The 15,929-nt window shown below is 64.9% G+C and carries 13 protein-coding genes and 2 tRNA genes; 10 read left to right on the top strand and 5 right to left on the bottom strand.

Annotated elements, in window-relative coordinates:
• The 3 genes from ACMGFH_RS06510 to ACMGFH_RS06500 form a co-directional block, all read right to left on the bottom strand.
• Complete coding sequence (locus ACMGFH_RS06510) at positions 1–840, bottom strand: hypothetical protein (protein WP_415382042.1); 840 nt, start codon at positions 838–840, stop codon at positions 1–3.
• A 130-nt stretch (positions 841–970) separates the two neighbouring features.
• A complete protein-coding gene (gene nosZ / locus ACMGFH_RS06505) occupies positions 971–2,974 on the bottom strand; it encodes a TAT-dependent nitrous-oxide reductase (RefSeq protein ID WP_415382041.1) in 2,004 nt (667 codons plus the stop codon).
• 2 nt (positions 2,975–2,976) lie between these two features.
• Entirely contained in the window at positions 2,977–3,519 is a 543-nt protein-coding gene (locus ACMGFH_RS06500) for a plastocyanin/azurin family copper-binding protein (RefSeq protein ID WP_415382040.1), read from the bottom strand.
• 201 nt (positions 3,520–3,720) lie between these two features.
• Between ACMGFH_RS06500 and ACMGFH_RS06495 the strand changes: the two genes are divergently transcribed.
• Positions 3,721–3,795 (top strand) — tRNA-Glu (locus tag ACMGFH_RS06495).
• A gap of 266 nt (positions 3,796–4,061) precedes the next feature.
• Here the strand turns inward: ACMGFH_RS06495 and ACMGFH_RS06490 are convergent.
• Positions 4,062–5,606, bottom strand: a complete 1,545-nt coding sequence (locus ACMGFH_RS06490) for an HVO_2922 family protein (protein ID WP_415382038.1) — start codon at positions 5,604–5,606, stop codon at positions 4,062–4,064.
• A gap of 235 nt (positions 5,607–5,841) precedes the next feature.
• Between ACMGFH_RS06490 and ACMGFH_RS06485 the strand changes: the two genes are divergently transcribed.
• The 7 genes from ACMGFH_RS06485 to ACMGFH_RS06455 all read left to right on the top strand — a co-directional run bounded on the left by ACMGFH_RS06485 (position 5,842) and on the right by ACMGFH_RS06455 (position 13,153).
• Positions 5,842–8,046, top strand: coding sequence for a DUF4350 domain-containing protein (locus ACMGFH_RS06485; RefSeq protein WP_415382037.1), 2,205 nt, complete (start codon positions 5,842–5,844; stop codon positions 8,044–8,046).
• Between the two features lie 48 nt (positions 8,047–8,094).
• A complete protein-coding gene (locus ACMGFH_RS06480; protein WP_415382036.1) occupies positions 8,095–9,171 on the top strand; it encodes an aminotransferase class I/II-fold pyridoxal phosphate-dependent enzyme in 1,077 nt (358 codons plus the stop codon).
• A 171-nt stretch (positions 9,172–9,342) separates the two neighbouring features.
• Positions 9,343–9,717, top strand: a complete 375-nt coding sequence (locus ACMGFH_RS06475; protein WP_415382035.1) for a translation initiation factor IF-5A — start codon at positions 9,343–9,345, stop codon at positions 9,715–9,717.
• A 1-nt stretch (position 9,718) separates the two neighbouring features.
• A complete protein-coding gene (speB, locus tag ACMGFH_RS06470) occupies positions 9,719–10,525 on the top strand; it encodes an agmatinase (protein ID WP_415382034.1) in 807 nt (268 codons plus the stop codon).
• Between the two features lie 97 nt (positions 10,526–10,622).
• Positions 10,623–11,564, top strand: a complete 942-nt coding sequence (locus ACMGFH_RS06465; protein WP_415382032.1) for a hypothetical protein — start codon at positions 10,623–10,625, stop codon at positions 11,562–11,564.
• A gap of 137 nt (positions 11,565–11,701) precedes the next feature.
• The gene (locus tag ACMGFH_RS06460; protein WP_415382031.1) at positions 11,702–12,469 is read left to right on the top strand and encodes a Nif3-like dinuclear metal center hexameric protein; all 768 of its coding nucleotides are present in this window, start codon (positions 11,702–11,704) and stop codon (positions 12,467–12,469) included.
• A 339-nt stretch (positions 12,470–12,808) separates the two neighbouring features.
• The gene (locus ACMGFH_RS06455) at positions 12,809–13,153 is read left to right on the top strand and encodes a hypothetical protein (protein WP_415382030.1); all 345 of its coding nucleotides are present in this window, start codon (positions 12,809–12,811) and stop codon (positions 13,151–13,153) included.
• A 96-nt stretch (positions 13,154–13,249) separates the two neighbouring features.
• Here ACMGFH_RS06455 and ACMGFH_RS06450 read toward each other — a convergent pair.
• A tRNA-Ser gene (locus tag ACMGFH_RS06450) sits at positions 13,250–13,333 on the bottom strand.
• Positions 13,334–13,472: 139 nt separating this feature from the next.
• On the opposite strand from ACMGFH_RS06450, the gene ACMGFH_RS06445 reads away from it, so the two are divergent.
• Positions 13,473–14,570: a tyrosine-type recombinase/integrase gene (locus ACMGFH_RS06445; protein ID WP_415382028.1), complete on the top strand. Its 1,098-nt coding sequence runs from the start codon at positions 13,473–13,475 to the stop codon at positions 14,568–14,570.
• A gap of 103 nt (positions 14,571–14,673) precedes the next feature.
• Positions 14,674–15,135 (top strand): hypothetical protein, encoded by a 462-nt coding sequence (locus ACMGFH_RS06440; RefSeq protein ID WP_415382027.1) that lies wholly within the window; start codon positions 14,674–14,676, stop codon positions 15,133–15,135.
• Positions 15,136–15,929 lie beyond the last annotated feature (794 nt).

Here is a 15,929-nt window from a genome sequence, read left to right as displayed (position 1 = left end):
TCAGTCACCTCCGCTGCGGTCGGATCTCGACGGGGCGTCGGGGTCAGAGCCGCTGGCTCGGACGCCCTCGCCGTCGTCGTCGCCCTCGTGCAACTCGCGGTCCTCAGTCCACTCGTCGTCGCCGACGGTGTGCTCGTCGAACCACTCGCGAGCGTCCTCGATGCGGCCGCCGACGCGGTCGGGCAGGTCGCCGAGCGTCGCCGACGAGTCGCGGTAGTAGAACGCCACGGCGAGCAGTCCGATGGCGACGCCGGTGACGTACGCGCCGATACCGATCCGGGAGTAGCTGGTGATGTTGGCGACCTCGTATTTCCCCCACAGCGGTGGGGTGAACCCGTCGACGCCCATCACCGGCGCGTCGGGGTCGAGCGTGTGGCCGGCCTGGTAGAGGCGGAACTGGATGTCGGCCAGCATCACCGTCAGCACGGTGACCGAGCCGACGAACTGGTATTTGAGTCCCCGCCTGAGTCGGTCGCCGTCGGGGGCGAGCGCGACGAACAGGCCGGCGAGGGCGAGCGCCGCGAACGCGAACGGTCCGAGCGACCACTCGGGCACCTTGATCGCGTTCGGGTGGGGCTCGTAGTTGGGCTGCCAGAACACCGGGTCCGGGTAGTAGAACCCAATGTAGTGATTCAGCGAGGCCATCTCCTCGTAGTCGCCGCCGATGAACGGGTAGGCGTGCAGATGCAGTCGGAGCGTCGTGTCCGGGTACTGCACGGCGTCGACGACGATGTGCCACATGGGCAGGATCGGGGCGACGAGCAACAGCGCCGCCGCTGCGACCGGCAGGGCGCGTCGGAGCTGCGTGAACTCGCCGAGGTCAGGTGGGTCGTATTGCATTGATGTCACCGCGATGCTGGGGGTCGGCTTCGGCGTGTCGGGGGCGGTCAGCGTGCGATTCGCCTGTCGCGAGAAGCCGCGGAGCGGTGAAACCCGCGCGGCTCGGGGGTCGCTGGACGGGGCCGCTCGGTCAGTCGCGCGGTTCGACGATCATCCGCGAGCGCATCTCCAGATGCAGCGCGCTGCAGAAGTACGTGCAGTAGATCCAGTAGACGCCGGGGTCGTCCGCCGCGAACGTCACCTCGCGGGTGTCCTGCGGGGCGATGGCGAGGTTCACGTCGTGTTCGGGGATGGCGACGCCGTGGATGATGTCGCGGACCCCTTCGACGTTGGTCATCGTCAGGCGGACCTCGTCGCCCTCCTTGACGGTGAAGTCGAACATGCCGTACTCCGAGCGCTTCGAGGACGCCTTGACGTGGACAGACTGCTCGCCCGTGCGCTCGACGCCCGAGTCCTCCTCGGCGATGTAGGGCTTCTCGCCCTCGTAGTCGGCCTTGTCCCACGTCGTCGCGGGGTCGATCTTGTCCTTGTGGGCGAAGATGCAGTCGTGGGGCTCGGGGTACGCCGGGTGGTCCGCGACCAGTTCCATCTCCTTCTCGCCGTCGCCGATGTGGATGAGCTGGTCGTTGTCGGGGTGGATCGGCCCCACTGGGAGGAACCGGTCCTTCGAGAGTTTGTTCAGCGAGACGAGCCACTCGCCGTCCGGGTCCGTCGTCATCGCTTCCAGCGCCTGGATGTGCCCGGGGTTGTAGTGGACGTCCTGTTTCTCGATGACCGGGTCCGACGAGCCCAGTTCAGCGTTCGCCGCCTCCTCGATGTCCCACTTGGCGACCTGCGAGTCGATGAACAGACTCGTGTACGCGTGGCCGTTGCCGTCGAAGGTGGTGTGCAGCGGCCCGAGACCGACCTTCGGTCGGCCGGCGACGGCGTCCGTCGGGTCGTCCACCTCGCCGATCTTGTCGAGGTCGAGCATCGTCACCGTCGGCGAGAGCTTGCCCGCGATGAAGGCGTACTTGCCGTCGGGGCCGACCTCGACGCAGTGGGGCGATTTCGGGGTCGAGACGTAGCGCACGAGCGGATCGTCGCCCTGGTTCAGGTCGCTCTCGCGCGTGCCGTCGACGATGGGGACGCCGTTGACCTCCTCGTACTCGCCGTTCTCGACAGCGTCCTCGATGGCCGGGATGTCGAAGACCTTCGCGTAGTCGCGGTCGTCGCGGGTCATCCCCTGGATCTCGACCGCCTCCTCGCTGTTGTAACAGGAGGCGATGGCCCAGCGGCCCTCCTTGCCGGTGTCGACGATGTCGAGGTTGCCGTCGACTTTCACCTGCCAGACCGTCTCCATCGACTCGGGGTCGACCGCCGAGAACAGCGCGGTGTACTTGTCGGGGTCGTTGACGTGGCGGCCGTCGTTGGGCAGCGGCGTCCGGAACTCGCCGTTCCCGAGGACGTACTTCGTGTCCGGCGAAAGCACTGTACAGCCGTGGACCGACTGCACGTTCGGGACGTCCACGATGGCGTCCGTCTCGAAGTACTTGAGGTTGACTCGCGCGATGCGACCGTTGGCCTTGTCGTTGACGTAGAGGTACTCGCCGTCGTAGTCGCCGTCCGTCTCGGAGAGGTTCGGGTGGTGGTTGTCGCCCCAGGTGTAGCCGCCGCCCTCGTTCTCAAGCATCTCCGTCGACTGGTCGTCGTAGCCGTACCCGCGGGCGCACTCCGTGTTGAACACGGGGATGCGCTGGAGTTCGCGCATCGACGGGATGCCGATGACGCGGATCTCCCCGGAGTGCCCGCCGGACCAGAAGCCGTAGTACTCGTCTTTCTCGCCCGGGGCGACGACGTGACTGTGGCTGGCCGACGAGCCCTGCGAGCCGCTCCCGCCGCTGTCGCTCGGCGTCGCGCTGTCCGGCAGCGCCGTCTGACAGCCCGCGAGCGCACCGGCGGCACTCGCGAGACCGGTCGCGGCACCAGCCTTCACGAAGTCGCGCCGACCGAGTTCGAGCCCACCGAGTTGCATCGAGAACCCCTCCTCGTCGGACGCGGCTTCCGCCGGATCCTCGACTTCCTGCAGCAGGTCGTTGATCTGTCGCTCGTGCTCTTCGACGAACCGGTCCGCATCGGTGTTGTCGTCACTCATAGTTAGACCACCTTGATTGAGCCGACCATCCCGTTCATCTCGTGGGGGATGCAGTAGTACTCGTACGTCCCGGTCGTCTCGAGCGTGACTTCGTAGGACTCGCCGGCGGGGACGTTCCCCGCCTGCTCGCTGCTGTAGCCCTCCGAGGCGGCCTGCTGGGAGTCGAACTCGCCGGACGCGAAGTACGTCGCGCCGTCCGGGATCTCGTCCTCGTAGGCCGTGACGGTGTGGCCGATGCTGCCGACGTTCTCGAAGGTGACCGTCGTCCCGGCCTCGACCTGGATCTGCTTGGGCTCGAACCCGAGCTCGTCGGTCATCTCGACCGTGCTCGTCTCGGTCCACTCCCCGCTCGAACTGCCGCCGCCGGACTGCGTGGGTTCCGGCGTCCCGCCGTCGGAACTCCCGTCACCGCCGTCCGATCCGCCGTCACCGCCCGAGTCCGACGACTCGCCCGGTGCGGCCGAACAGCCGGCGATCGCACCGCCGGCGATAGCCACGCCCGCGACCCGTAACAGCTTCCGTCTGGATGGATCGATGCTGGTCATCTACACCCGTAACTCGCCGGGTCTCACACATATACCGGCCAGCGCGTTCCCGGCCGTCCGGAACCGCTGCGAATATGTTCGTCGCCCACTGGTGACCGGCCGCGCGGACGGCCCACGGGAGTCGTCCGCACACGCGACCGAGAGAGACGAGTTTTTATACCACCGGTCCAATCTCCAAAATACGACGTCGACGCGTCGTGGGCTCCGTTGGTGTAGTCCGGCCAATCATTTCGGCCTTTCGAGCCGATGACCTGGGTTCAAATCCCAGACGGAGCATCCTTCTGCGGAACGAAGTGACGAAGAAAGACGCGCATGGCTGGGATTTGAACTACGGCAGACCGAGGACAGCGAGGTCTGGCATCGAGTTCAAATCCCAGACGGAGCATTTTCTCGCGGACCGACGTGATGAGTCGAGGTGCGGGCTGTGGGGTCTGAATCACGGAACCCGGGGGCAGCCTGGGGTCTGCACTGCCGTGCAGAAAATGGGCGGACGGAACCGGACACGACCGCCTACAACGTGGCCGATCCGTCTCCCGAGGGAACTACTCGTCTAGGTCGGCGTTCGGCGCGTTGCGCTTGACGCTCTCGACGCCGTCGCGGGCGCCGGACCGATCGGCGTACCCCTGGCCGCTGTCCATCAGGATGTTCCCGTTGCGGTGGCGGAGCCGCCAGCGGTGGTCGCCGCCGCGGTCCTCGTAGATCTCGAACGCCGCGCGACCGATTTCGAGGACGTCCGCTTCGGGCGCGTACTCGCGCACGCGGTCGACTGCCTCGTCCGCTTCGTCGCGTGAACTGTATCCCTCGCCGCTGTCGGCGACGATCTGACCGTTGGCGCCGTGGAGGCGCCAGCGGGTCTCGCCCCTGTTGTCGTCGTAGACCTCGAACTCGAGGTCGTCGACGTTCTCGCGGATGCGGTCGACGGCCCGGTTGGCGTCGTTGCGACGGGTGTACCCCTCGCCGCCGTCGGCGAGGATGTTGCCGTTGCGGTGGACGAGCCGCCAGCGCCACTCGTCGGCCGCGTCGCGGTACACCTCGAAGCCGGTCGGGTCGAACCAGAGGTAGTCGGCCGGGCCGGCGTACTCGCGCACGCGGGCGACGGCGCGCTTGGCGTTACTGCGCGAGGAGTAGCCCTCGCCGCCGTCGCCCAGGATGTTGCCGTTGTCGTGGCGCAGCCGGAAGCGGTACTCGCCGGCGCTGTCTTCTTCGAGTTCGAAGGTCCCCTGACTCTCCTGTTCCTCGACGGGTTCGAAGTCCGCTTCCTCGTCGGGGAGTTCCGCCTCGCGCTCGAACAGCAGCGTCGTCGCCCCGAGGGCGTTCCGCCGGACGCTCTGCATGCCCTTTTGGGCGTTGTGCTTGCGCGTGTACCCCTCGCCGCTGTCGGCGACGACGTTGCCGTTGCGGTGGCGGAGCCGCCAGCGCCACTGCTCGGCCGCGTCCTCGTAGAGTTCGAACCGCGCCTGGCTCGTCCGCAGCGAGTCGAGCGTCGCCTGCAGGTCCGACTGGGCAGTCGCGCCCGCCTCGGACTCCTCGCGCGCCTGTGCGAGTTCGTCTTCGAGGCGATCGCGTTCGTCGCGGACCGCGGACAGCTCGGATTCGAGTTCGTTCGTTCGGCCCTCGCTGGCGGCGAGTTCTTCGTGCGTCCCGCTACTGAGCAGCGGTGCGACGAGGCCGACGAGCGTGATGATCGCGAGCCCTGCGGCGTAGAGGACGATAACCGGCTGGTTCCCCGTCTGGACGCTCCATCCCGAGGGGAACACCAGGACGAACCAGACGGCCGCGGCGAAACAGACCACCTGGCCGAGGTACGCCGCGTAGTTGGCCCACGGCTGGAGGGGGAGTCTGATGACCGGCCCCGCGACGAGCATCGCCAGCCCGATCGCCGCGATGAAGACGCTCGCCTCGCGGATGGTGAACCCCGAACTGCCGACCGCGGACGTGCTCGGCAGGAACAGGATGATCCCGAGTGTCCCGAGGACGAGCCCCGTCAGGAATACCCAGTAGCCGCGCACCTCGTCGTGCGTCGTCGGCTCGCCGACCCGGCTCCGATACACCCCGTACAGGAATCCGTCGTTTGTTTCGGAAGACATGTTTCCATAGTATAAATACACGGCAACTATTTAAACAGTTCCACAGTAGTATGAGAATTCTAATATGAAGGGGTCGTTCGATGAGGTTGTCGGGTGGTCAGTGCGGGGCCCGACCGTTCCGGGAGGCACGGAACTCGTTCGACAGATTCTTGACTGGTATATATCCACACGTGCAGACATTATAAAGTGACAAGTATTTCGCCTCCGACACGACACCGTGTACCGGAGAATGTTCATGCGAACGACGGCAGTCACGGCGGCGGGCGGCGTCCTCGCCGAGCGCGGCATCGGCCGGGTGTTCGGGGCGGAGACGATCCCGGAGTTGGCCTTCGACTCGACGTCGAGCTTGCTCGACGCCGCGGGGGAACCGCTGACCGACGGCTCGCTGGTCGCGGTGTGGGCCGAGAGCACGGCGACGAACGTCGATTCCGACGGAAACGGCGACGCCGTCGAGTACGCGGACGGCCAGTCCATCCCGCTGGTCGCCGTCGACGGCTCGGTCGCGGGCTTCGGCGCGATGCTCGCGCCCGACGGCACGGACTTCCGGTTCGGCAACGAGGAGTTCCTCCTCAACGTGTGGGACGACCTCGTCGGCTCGGGGACAGTCCTCTGGGACGAGAGCCACGGCCAGTACTACACGCTCGACGGGTCGAACGCCGACGGCAGTCCCGGGTTCTCGACGTTCGAGAGCTACGCGGAGGACAACGGCTACGCGGTCGAAGCGACCGAGAGTCTCGCCGACGACCTCTCGGACGCCGACGGCGCGGTGATCACCTCGCCCGCGGAGTCGTTCTCGGACAGCGAGGCGGAGGCGCTCGCCCAGTTCGTCGACGACGGCGGCGCGGTTTTCCTCCACGACCAGTCGGACTACGGTGACTTCGACCAAACGGAGAACCTGAACGACGTCGCGTCCGCCCTCGACGTCGGTTTCCGGTTCAACGACGACCAGGTCGAAGACGAGACCAACAACGCGGGCGCCCCGTACGTCCCGACGACGACCGAGTTCGACGACTCCTTCCCGTTCTTCGAGAACCGCGACGGACTCAGACTCGACCTCGACCCGACCGAGACCTACGAGGTCGAGGTCGTCGACGTGACAGACGGCGACACCGTCGACGTGGCCTTCGTCGATGAGTCCGGCCGGCCACAGAAGTCGATCCGCGTGCTCGGGATCGACACGCCCGAGAAATCGGGCGCGGCCGACGCGGAACGACCGGAAGAGTGGGAGGGCATCGCCGACGACGCTCCCCAGCCGCCGGAGGGCGGGAGCGGCGACAACCAGTCCGCGGCCCCGCTCGACGCCGAGTACCCGTATCTCGCGTCGTGGGGCGCGAAGGCCGCCGAGTTCGCCGCGGAGGAGTTACCGGTCGGCACGCGCGCGACGCTCTCGTTCGACCCGAAGGCACAGGTGTACGACGACTTCGGCCGGATCCTCGGCTATCTGGAGTACGACCGGTCCGGCGACGGTGACCGCGAGACGCTGTACAACGAGGAGGCGGTCCGGGAGGGGTACGCCCGCGTCTACGGGTCGAGTTACAGCCGCCACGACGAGTTCTGGGCCGCCGAAGACGCGGCCCGCGAGGAGGAGGCCGGCCTCTGGGCGGCGAGCAACCCCGAGGAGTCCCCGCCCATCCGCGACGGGCCCGTCGCGGAGGTCTTCGCGCCGAACCCGGCGAGCGTCGTCCGCGAGTCGGGGACCGTGCCGCCGGGTCACGTCCGGGTGTTCGCCGAGTCCAGCGCCGAGCAGCGGGACGCCGACACGAGGTATCGCCGCGAGATTCCGCTCGCGGCCGTTGACAAGAGCGCCGGGGTCGCGTACCTCGGCGCGCCCCTGATCAGCGAGGACTACGAGGCGGCGGAGGGGTATCCGGTCGACACCGCCGGCTACGACAACTTCGCGTTCGTGACCGACCTGATCGACGAACTGGCGGACGACGACGGGCCGGTCCTGATCGAGGGCGGACACAACCAGTTCCACCTCGACTACTCGCTGTCCAGCGAGGACGCCGCCTACTACCAGCGCTATCTGGAGGGGCTCGACACGCAGTTCGAACAGGTCAACGACGTGACTTCGTCGGCGGCCGCCGAGCGACTCGACGACGCGAAGGCACTGATCGTCACGGCGCCGATGTACGAGTTCACCGACGACGAGGTCGACGCGGTGTCGTCGTTCGCGGACGACGGCGGCGCGGTCGTCCTCATGGGTAGCGGACTCGCTCCGCCCGCACAGCGGACGTACCTCGACGACGTTGCGAGCGGTATCGGATCGGACCTGCGACTCGGCTCCGGGCGCGTCGTCGACGAGACGTCGAACTTGAACGACGACCCCGGCGTCGTCACGACGGGGAACTTCGGCCCGGGCAGGGGGAAAGGCCGCGGGAAGAACGGCGGCAAGGGCAGGGGGAACGGGAAGGGCGGTGGCAAGGGCCAGCAAAAGTAATCTCGCTCCGACCGGACGCTTAACCCGCGGACGGCCGCAGTGTCCGGTATGGACATCGAGTCGTTCGCGCTCGAACGCTGGCTGGCGGAACACGAACACGGCGCGGCCGTGAACCTCGGGGACAGTGGCGTCAGACCGCTGGAGGCCGACCGCTTCGACACCGACCCCGGGCGGCTCGGGTACGTGATACCGACGAACGGTGACCCGGACCTGCGGGCGACGGTCGCCGACCGATACGACCGCGCCCCCGACGAACTCCTCTTCACCTGCGGCACGCAGGAGGCGAACCTGCTCGCCGTCCTCGCGACGCTCGACAGGGGCGACCACGCCGTCTGCGTCACGCCGACCTACCAGTCGCTGCACTCGCTGCCGGCCGCGGTCGGCGAGGTGACGCGCGTCGAACTCGCCGCGCCCGACTGGACGCTCGATCCCGACGCCGTCGCCGACGCGATCGAGCCGAACACCGAGCTGATCGTCCTCAACAACCCGAACAATCCGACCGGGAAGATCCATCCGCAGGAGATGGTCGACGCCGTCTACGACCTGGCGGCCGCCGCCGACGCGTACCTCCTCGCCGACGAGGTGTACCGACCGCTGGCCGAGCCGGACGAGCGGGTCGAACCCGTCGCCGGCATGGGACCGCACGGCGTCAGCACGTGCGGCCTCTCGAAGGGCTGGGGCCTGCCGGGGCTGCGGTTCGGCTGGCTCGCCGGCCCCGAAGAGGTCGTCACCGCCGCCTGGGAGTGGAAGGACTACACGACGATCTCACCCTCCGCATTCGGCCAGCACGTCGGCCGCCAGGCGATCGAGCGCGAGGACGAACTCCTGGCCGAGAACCGGACGCACGTCCGCAGGAACCGCGAACTGGTGGCCGAGTTCGTCGAGGAGTACGGGCTCGATTGGCTCCTGCCCGCCGGCGCGACCGGGTTTCTGACCGTCCCCGAGGCGTTCGAGTCCAGCGAGGCGTTCTGTCGGGCGCTCGTGGAGGAAGGGGTCGTCGTCGCGCCCGGGGAGACGTTCGACCGGCCGGGGTACGTCCGGGTCGGCTTCGGGGCCGACCGGGCGACGGTGGCCGACGGGCTCGAACGAATGGGCCGAGTTATCGAGGACCGCCGCTCCGCGTGACGGTTTCTGCCGTGGATTCGTGACTCCAACGGTCGGCGTCCCACGGGATCGCCGCGTTCGGTGCTCGCCGGTGTGGGATCCGTGGGCACTGCGCTGGCGCGGCCTGTCGGGGTTTCCGGCCCGGAGACGCGTTCCAAACCGTTTATACCGGTCGCTCGTTTACGCCGCGGTATGGCAACGAAGCAGGTCGAGGTTCGCGATCTGGACGAAGGGAGCTACGTCATGATTGACGACGCACCCTGCAAGATCAACGCCTACAGTACGGCGAAACCCGGCAAACACGGCAGCGCGAAGGCCCGCGTCGAGGCCGAGGGCGTCTTCGACGGCAAGAAGCGCAGCCTCTCCCAGCCGGTCGACGCGAAGATCCGCGTCCCGATCATCAACCGCAAGCAGGGCCAGGTCGTCTCGACCTCCGGCGACGAGGCGCAGGTCATGGACCTGGAGACCTTCGACACGTTCACGCTCGCCCTCCCCGACGGCGTCTCGATGGAGCCCGACGACGAGATCGAGTACCTCGAGATGGAAGAGCAGCGCAAGATCGTTTAGGATGTTCCCCGGCGCGGACGCCCGGCGGGAGGAGGCCGACTACGCGCTCGTCGGCGCGCCGCTCGACGCATCGACGTCGTTCGAGCCAGGCGCCCGCTTCGGCCCCCGCCGCGTCCGCCACTACTCGGAGCAGTTCGACGACTACGACCACCACACCGACCAGCGGTTCTCTTCCCTCGCGGTCTACGACCACGGCGACGTCGGCCCGACCGCCGACGTCGCCGAGTACCTCACCTTCCTCCGCGGCGCGCTCTCTGACTTCCGCGAAGAGGGCGCCGTCCCGCTCGTCGTCGGCGGCGAGCACACCGTGACCGTCGCCGGGGTTCGCGCCGTCGACCCCGACGTGTTCGTCTGCGTCGACGCTCACCTGGATCTCCGCGACTCGTACGCTGGTGACCCCCTCAGCCACGCGACGGTGACCCGCCACGCCCTCGACGTGGCCGACCGCGCCGTGATCCTGGGCGCTCGCACCGGGAGCGAGGGCGAGTGGGAGCGCGCGAGCGAGCCGGACGTGACCGTCGTCGCGCCGGCCGACGTGAGCGATTGGCGCCCCTCCCTCGCCGACGACGAGTCCGCGTATCTGAGCATCGACGTCGACGGGTTCGACCCCGGCTACGCGCCCGGGACCGGGACGATGGAGCCGTTCGGGCTCTCGCCCCGGGAGGGGCGGCGGATCGTCCGCGAGCTCGCGCCGTCGGTCGAGGGGTTCGACGTGGTCGAGGTCAACGACCGGGACGACGGTCAGTCGGCCGTGCTCGCGGCGAAACTGCTCCGCGCGTTCGTCTACGCGCACGCGTCGGATCGATAGACGGAGCGGCGACGGCGCTGACGGCCTCCGGAGTCGGAGCCGGGGCTGGCCGGCCGGCACCGACCGTTTTACGTCCGCCGGGATGCAGGGTGGAGACATGGACCGACTCTCGTCGTGTTACTTCTGTGGCGCGGCCCTCGACGCCACGCTCGAAGAACGCCCTGTGGTCCCCTCGACGCTCCGCCCCAGCACCGACTCCCAGAAGACCGTCGTCCTCTGTGTCACCTGCCAGCGCAAGCTCGACGCCGTCCTCGGGACCGTCCTCGACGCCGTCGAAGACGGCGCGGACGACGTCGCACCCGGTGCGAACGCTGCCTACGCCGATCGACCGACCGACGAACGCTCCGACGGTGCCGTTCCGGCAACCGGGGAGTCCCCGCCCTCCGGCGACGACCTGGAGTCGACGCTCGGCGACGACGAGGACATCCTGACCCCGATCGGTGAGGACGACGACGCTACCGAAGACCCCGCGGAGACGGCAGACGACGACTCGGCGGACGACTCGACTGACGACCGCTCGAAGAAACCGAAGTACACGAAGTCGCGCGGCGCCGGCTTCCGTCGCGAGGACGACGGCCCGGTCGACACCGGGTCGCTCACCGGTGGAGCCTTCTCGGACGAGGATGACGACGACTCGTCGGATTCGAGTTCCCTCACCGGCGATGCGTTCGACGACAAGAGCACCGACGACGAAAGCAGGACCGGTGGTAGCTCCGCTGGGAGCGGCCAATCTGCCGGAACAGCCGACAGCGGCTCGGCGTCGCCGGCCGACGGCGGATCCGGCGCCAGCGGCGACGGCACGACCGACGACGGCGCGAGCGGTCAGCAGCGCGACGTGTCGATGACGCGCCTGGAGAACACGAAAGTGATGCGCCTGCTGGAGAACAGGGAGTTCCCGGTCGACAGAGACGAGTTCGTCACCGTCGCGGCCAACGCCTATCAGGTCTCCCGCGACGACTGCGACAAGGTGATCGACCTCGCGGTCGAGCACGGTCTCCTCCGCGAGGAGAACGGCCAGCTGTACGGCAGCGACTCGTAGGCGTCCCGCAGAGTCAGGTTTTTCTTCCGAGTCCGCCTCCAGTTCACTCGCCCCCTCTCGCGGATTTCCACGCCGTCGACTCGCGAGGCCCCCGCGAAGCCGCAACCACTACCACTTCGTCCGTCGAACGGTGACGTATGGACCTCTCGACGCTCTGCGGCAAGTACGACGAGCAGTGCTCGCCCGACGAATACGCCGACGTGGACGCCAGTGCCAACGGCCTCCAGGTCGGCCCCGATTCGGCGTCGGTCGAAACCGTCGCCTTCGCCGTCGACGCGGCGGGCGCGACGATAGAGGCCGCCGTCGACCGCGGCGCGGACCTGCTGGTCGTCCACCACGGCCTCTCCTGGGGCGGTATCGACCGCGTGACCGGCCTCGCCTACGACCGGATCGAACCCCTCGTCGAGAACGACCTCGCGCTGTACGCCCAGCACCTGCCCCTCGACGGCCACGACGAACTGGGGAACGCCGCCGGCGTCGCCGACGTGCTCGGACTGCAAGCCCGCGAGGGGTTCGGCGCCATCGGGCCCGTCAACATCGGCCAGCGCGGTCGAGCGCCGGACGGGTACACACCGGAGGAACTCGCGGCGGTCCTCGAAGACGAACTCGACACCGGCGGCGAAGGCGTCCAGTACTTCGACTTCGGCCCCGACGAGATCCGGGACGTGGCCGTCGTCACCGGCGGCGGCGCCGACTGGCTGGAGGAGGCCGTCGAGGCCGGCGTGGACGCGTTTATCACCGGCGAGGGGAAACAGAAGGTGTACCATCAGGCCCGCGACGCAGGCGTGAACGTCTTTCTCGGCGGGCACTACGCCACGGAGACCTTCGGGGTGCAGGCGCTGCAGGAGCTCGCCGCGGAGTGGGGACTGGAGACGACCTACGTCGACCACCCGACCGGGCTGTGACCACCTCCGTTCGCGGGGGACGCTCGGGTTGCTCGCGCTCTCAAGCCAGAAACATGCGCAAAAAGGCCGGGTTCGCGCCCCGGTCGAGTACGGTGTCCCAGGAGTGAGCAACGCGGTCGGTTGGGAGACGAGTGGTGCGGTGCTGTGCCGTGCGGTTCCCGACGTCCCGACGAGCGAAACGATCCGGATTCAGGAGAGTCTGCTACCTCATACGGGCTCCGGATCCACGTCCCTTCACCACTCGTCCACCGAAATCAACCACCCAGTTCGCACGTCACTCTGAACGGTCGGGAGTAGTCAGACAGAAGACCTTTTTCCCGCCGTCGCGAACCCCGGGATATGCCGCGAACGGTCGACCTTTCGGTCCCCCGCTGGGTACACGTCGCGTTCGTGTTCCTCCTGATCGGCGGCGCATTCGTCGCTGGCGTCGCTGCTCTCCTCGATCTCGTCGTCGAGGGACTGGGCCTCGTCGAGAGCGGTTACCTCCCCAGTCTCGCCGCCGCGGTGCTCCTCTACCTGGCGATCTGCGCGGTCTTGTTCACGCGGACCCGGGGAGGTGACGGCGGTTCCGTCTGGTCGGCGATCCCCGATTCGCAGTACACCGGTCGCCACGCCGAGAGCGGCGGTATCGCCCGGAAGGAACAGGAAGACGCGATCCGAGAGTTACAGGACGAACGGGAGTGACCGGGACCGTCTCCGTCGGATCCCCGCGCCGGTTTCGTCGCTCACGCTGGCGAGTACACGCTCCGCGGTGCTCGCCGAACTGTTCGCGACAGAAAGCGGTGGGAAGGGGATTTGAACCCCTGAGTCCGTGAAGACACCTGCTCTCAAGGCAGGCGCGTTAGGCCACTTCGCTATCCCACCATACGCAGCACGGACAGCCCCGCGCCGTCATGCGATTTTGGACCTTCTGGCCAACCAACGATGAAACACCGTAGTTCCATTCCATCCCGATTGAACCGGCCCGAAACTACCGATATCGCACGACTTGGGGCGTGTTACGATGAATGAGCGGGAGAAAGTTGAAGGTATCGTTCTCATTTGCGAGCCAACTGAAGAATTTCTCAACGAGCGCCAGCGCGTTACATATCGAAGTCACCGTGAAAAGCTAATCAAATGGCTCGCACGACAAGGGAAAGACCCCGATAAGCTGGCCGGCTATGCCTACGATACCTGTAATACCTATTCGACCCTAATTGACCAATTCCACCGCTACGTATGGACAGACCAAGACCGATTCACGCTGAATCTCACGCAGGAACACGCCGAACAATATCTACGAGGTCAGATTCTTAGCGACGAAGACTACTCATCGAGCCATCTGGACAATACTAAGCTGGCACTGAAAGCGTACTTTCGGTTCGCTGGGGACGAGTGGGACCCTGACATCACTATCCCATCTAAATCAAGGGTTTCTCAACCGAAGGACTTCGTGTCCGACGATGAGCGGAAGGCGCTCCGTGAAGCGGTCCTCGAATATGGGAGTGTTCCAGCTTACGCAGGATTAGACCCTGATAAGCGCCAAGAGTGGAAGCGACACCTTGCAAGCCGGTTTGGAAAGCCGATGAATGACGTAGGGAAAGACGACTGGGACCGTGCGAATGGTTTCAAATACGTGAGTATCGTCAATGCGTCACTGGACGCAGGACTTCGGCCTGTGGAAGTCGGGCGTGCAAAGACTTACTGGGTAGACGTCGAGAACGCCGCTCTTCGGATTCCAGAAGATGAGTCATCAAAGAACGCCGATAATTGGACTGTGAGCCTTACTCAAGAGACAACGGAGTACCTTGCTCATTGGCTTGATGAGCGAGAGATGTACGCCAAGTATGATGATACGGACCAGTTATGGTTGACACGCCATGGAAATCCCTACTCCGGAAAGTCACTTCGTGTTCTACTGAACAATCTGAGGGAGATAGCAAGCATCGAGCGCGACTTTTCGTGGTATGCCATCCGTCACTCAACTGGAACCTACATGGCGCGTGAAGAAGGCCTTGCGGCCGCTCAATCGCAACTGCGACATCGCCGAGAGGAGACAACTATGAAATATGACCAAGCGCCAGTCGGAGATAGGAGAGATGCGCTGGACCGTATAGGATAGAATTTCTTTGAGCTTACTATTCTGAAAAGCCGAACAGAAACTTCTACTTCGTATAATTGTCGTGCATCAGATGTATATTCTATTAGTCTTAACAGGTGAGCCGATGAGTGACCCCACGGACAATGAGGAGGACTCTGAACCGCAAGAATCGGTGGAAGAGTTGTTTGATGACGTCGAGACCGCCAAGGGCGAAAGCGATACGGGGGATACAACAAGCCAAAGAGCAGCACAAGTGAGCCAAGCGACAGATGAACAAGTTGATTGGAACACTCTAATCGAAAATCTGGAAGATGTAACCAATCTGATTCGGGAATATTTTGAACAGTCGAGAGAAAATAAACGGGTCGAAAACGAAAGAAAGCAGAGTTACTTCAAACATCAACAGCGAATTGTTTTAACCGCCGCTGGAACTTTTCTAATTGTAATTGGTATCGCCGCATGGATGACATATAGTGATGCTCTCAGCGGCGATGCATTCACATTTGTTCTTGGGACGCTATTCGGGTCAATTCTGACTTTCCTACAGAACATGATTGGGCAGAGAGATAATGAGGAGTCAGGCTGAGTGGTAGGTGCTCAGTCACCCTTTCAGCATACAATCTAATAGGACGGCCTCACTAATTCGTTTGAAGTTACTTCCCTACGAAGGCTGTTGACGTTTTACCTCGATAAGGCCCGTAGCCGCGACCGCTTGGAATGCACCGTAGGAGCGAGCTACGAGGAATATGCCAAGCAGCCGCATGCCGATAGCTGGCTTCACATCGGGAAGGGCCGGGGTCTCGATATTCTTGGTCCGGAACAAGGGATATATGTCCTACTGAGTTTAGTAACAGCACCCTGCTTTCGACCCCATAATATACCATATACCAATAATATATTCAAACCATATACTTCTGCGTATTCTATTGTTGTGTGTCTGTTATTAAGTTGAGAGATGGGAAGACAATGTTGAGAACGAGCTTCCGATACCCAATCAAACTCTCCGATTCTCCGGTTCTCAATGTCGTGCTCTGCGTCTGCATAGACTGCCAACAGTACACATCTCGAATTAAAATTGGATGAATCCACAGGGACCGCCTCGCGTGTGCGCTGCGGTAGCTGTGCTGTTATAGTATATATAGTATACTCTTTGTTGTATTTACCTCAGCCAAGTTTAACCTCGATAAGGTGCCGGGCCGCTACAGCATACAGCACAGCTGCTGTAGTATAGCAGTATCAAACTTTGCGGTATTAAACCTCGATAAGGCCGGCCGAGTCTAATACTGCAGGGTACTTACTGTAAGTCCTACACCCTCAAATCAATGCTGTGCAGGTTATCCCTTCTCTGACGCTGTGAATAGAATGTTTATCCGTCTCGAC

Origin of the sequence: Halosimplex rarum, from assembly GCF_047715405.1 — an archaeon.
Classification (GTDB): domain Archaea; phylum Halobacteriota; class Halobacteria; order Halobacteriales; family Haloarculaceae; genus Halosimplex; species Halosimplex rarum.
The sequence above is the reverse complement of the archived record's forward strand: the minus strand, read 5'-3'. Positions and strand labels throughout refer to the sequence as shown.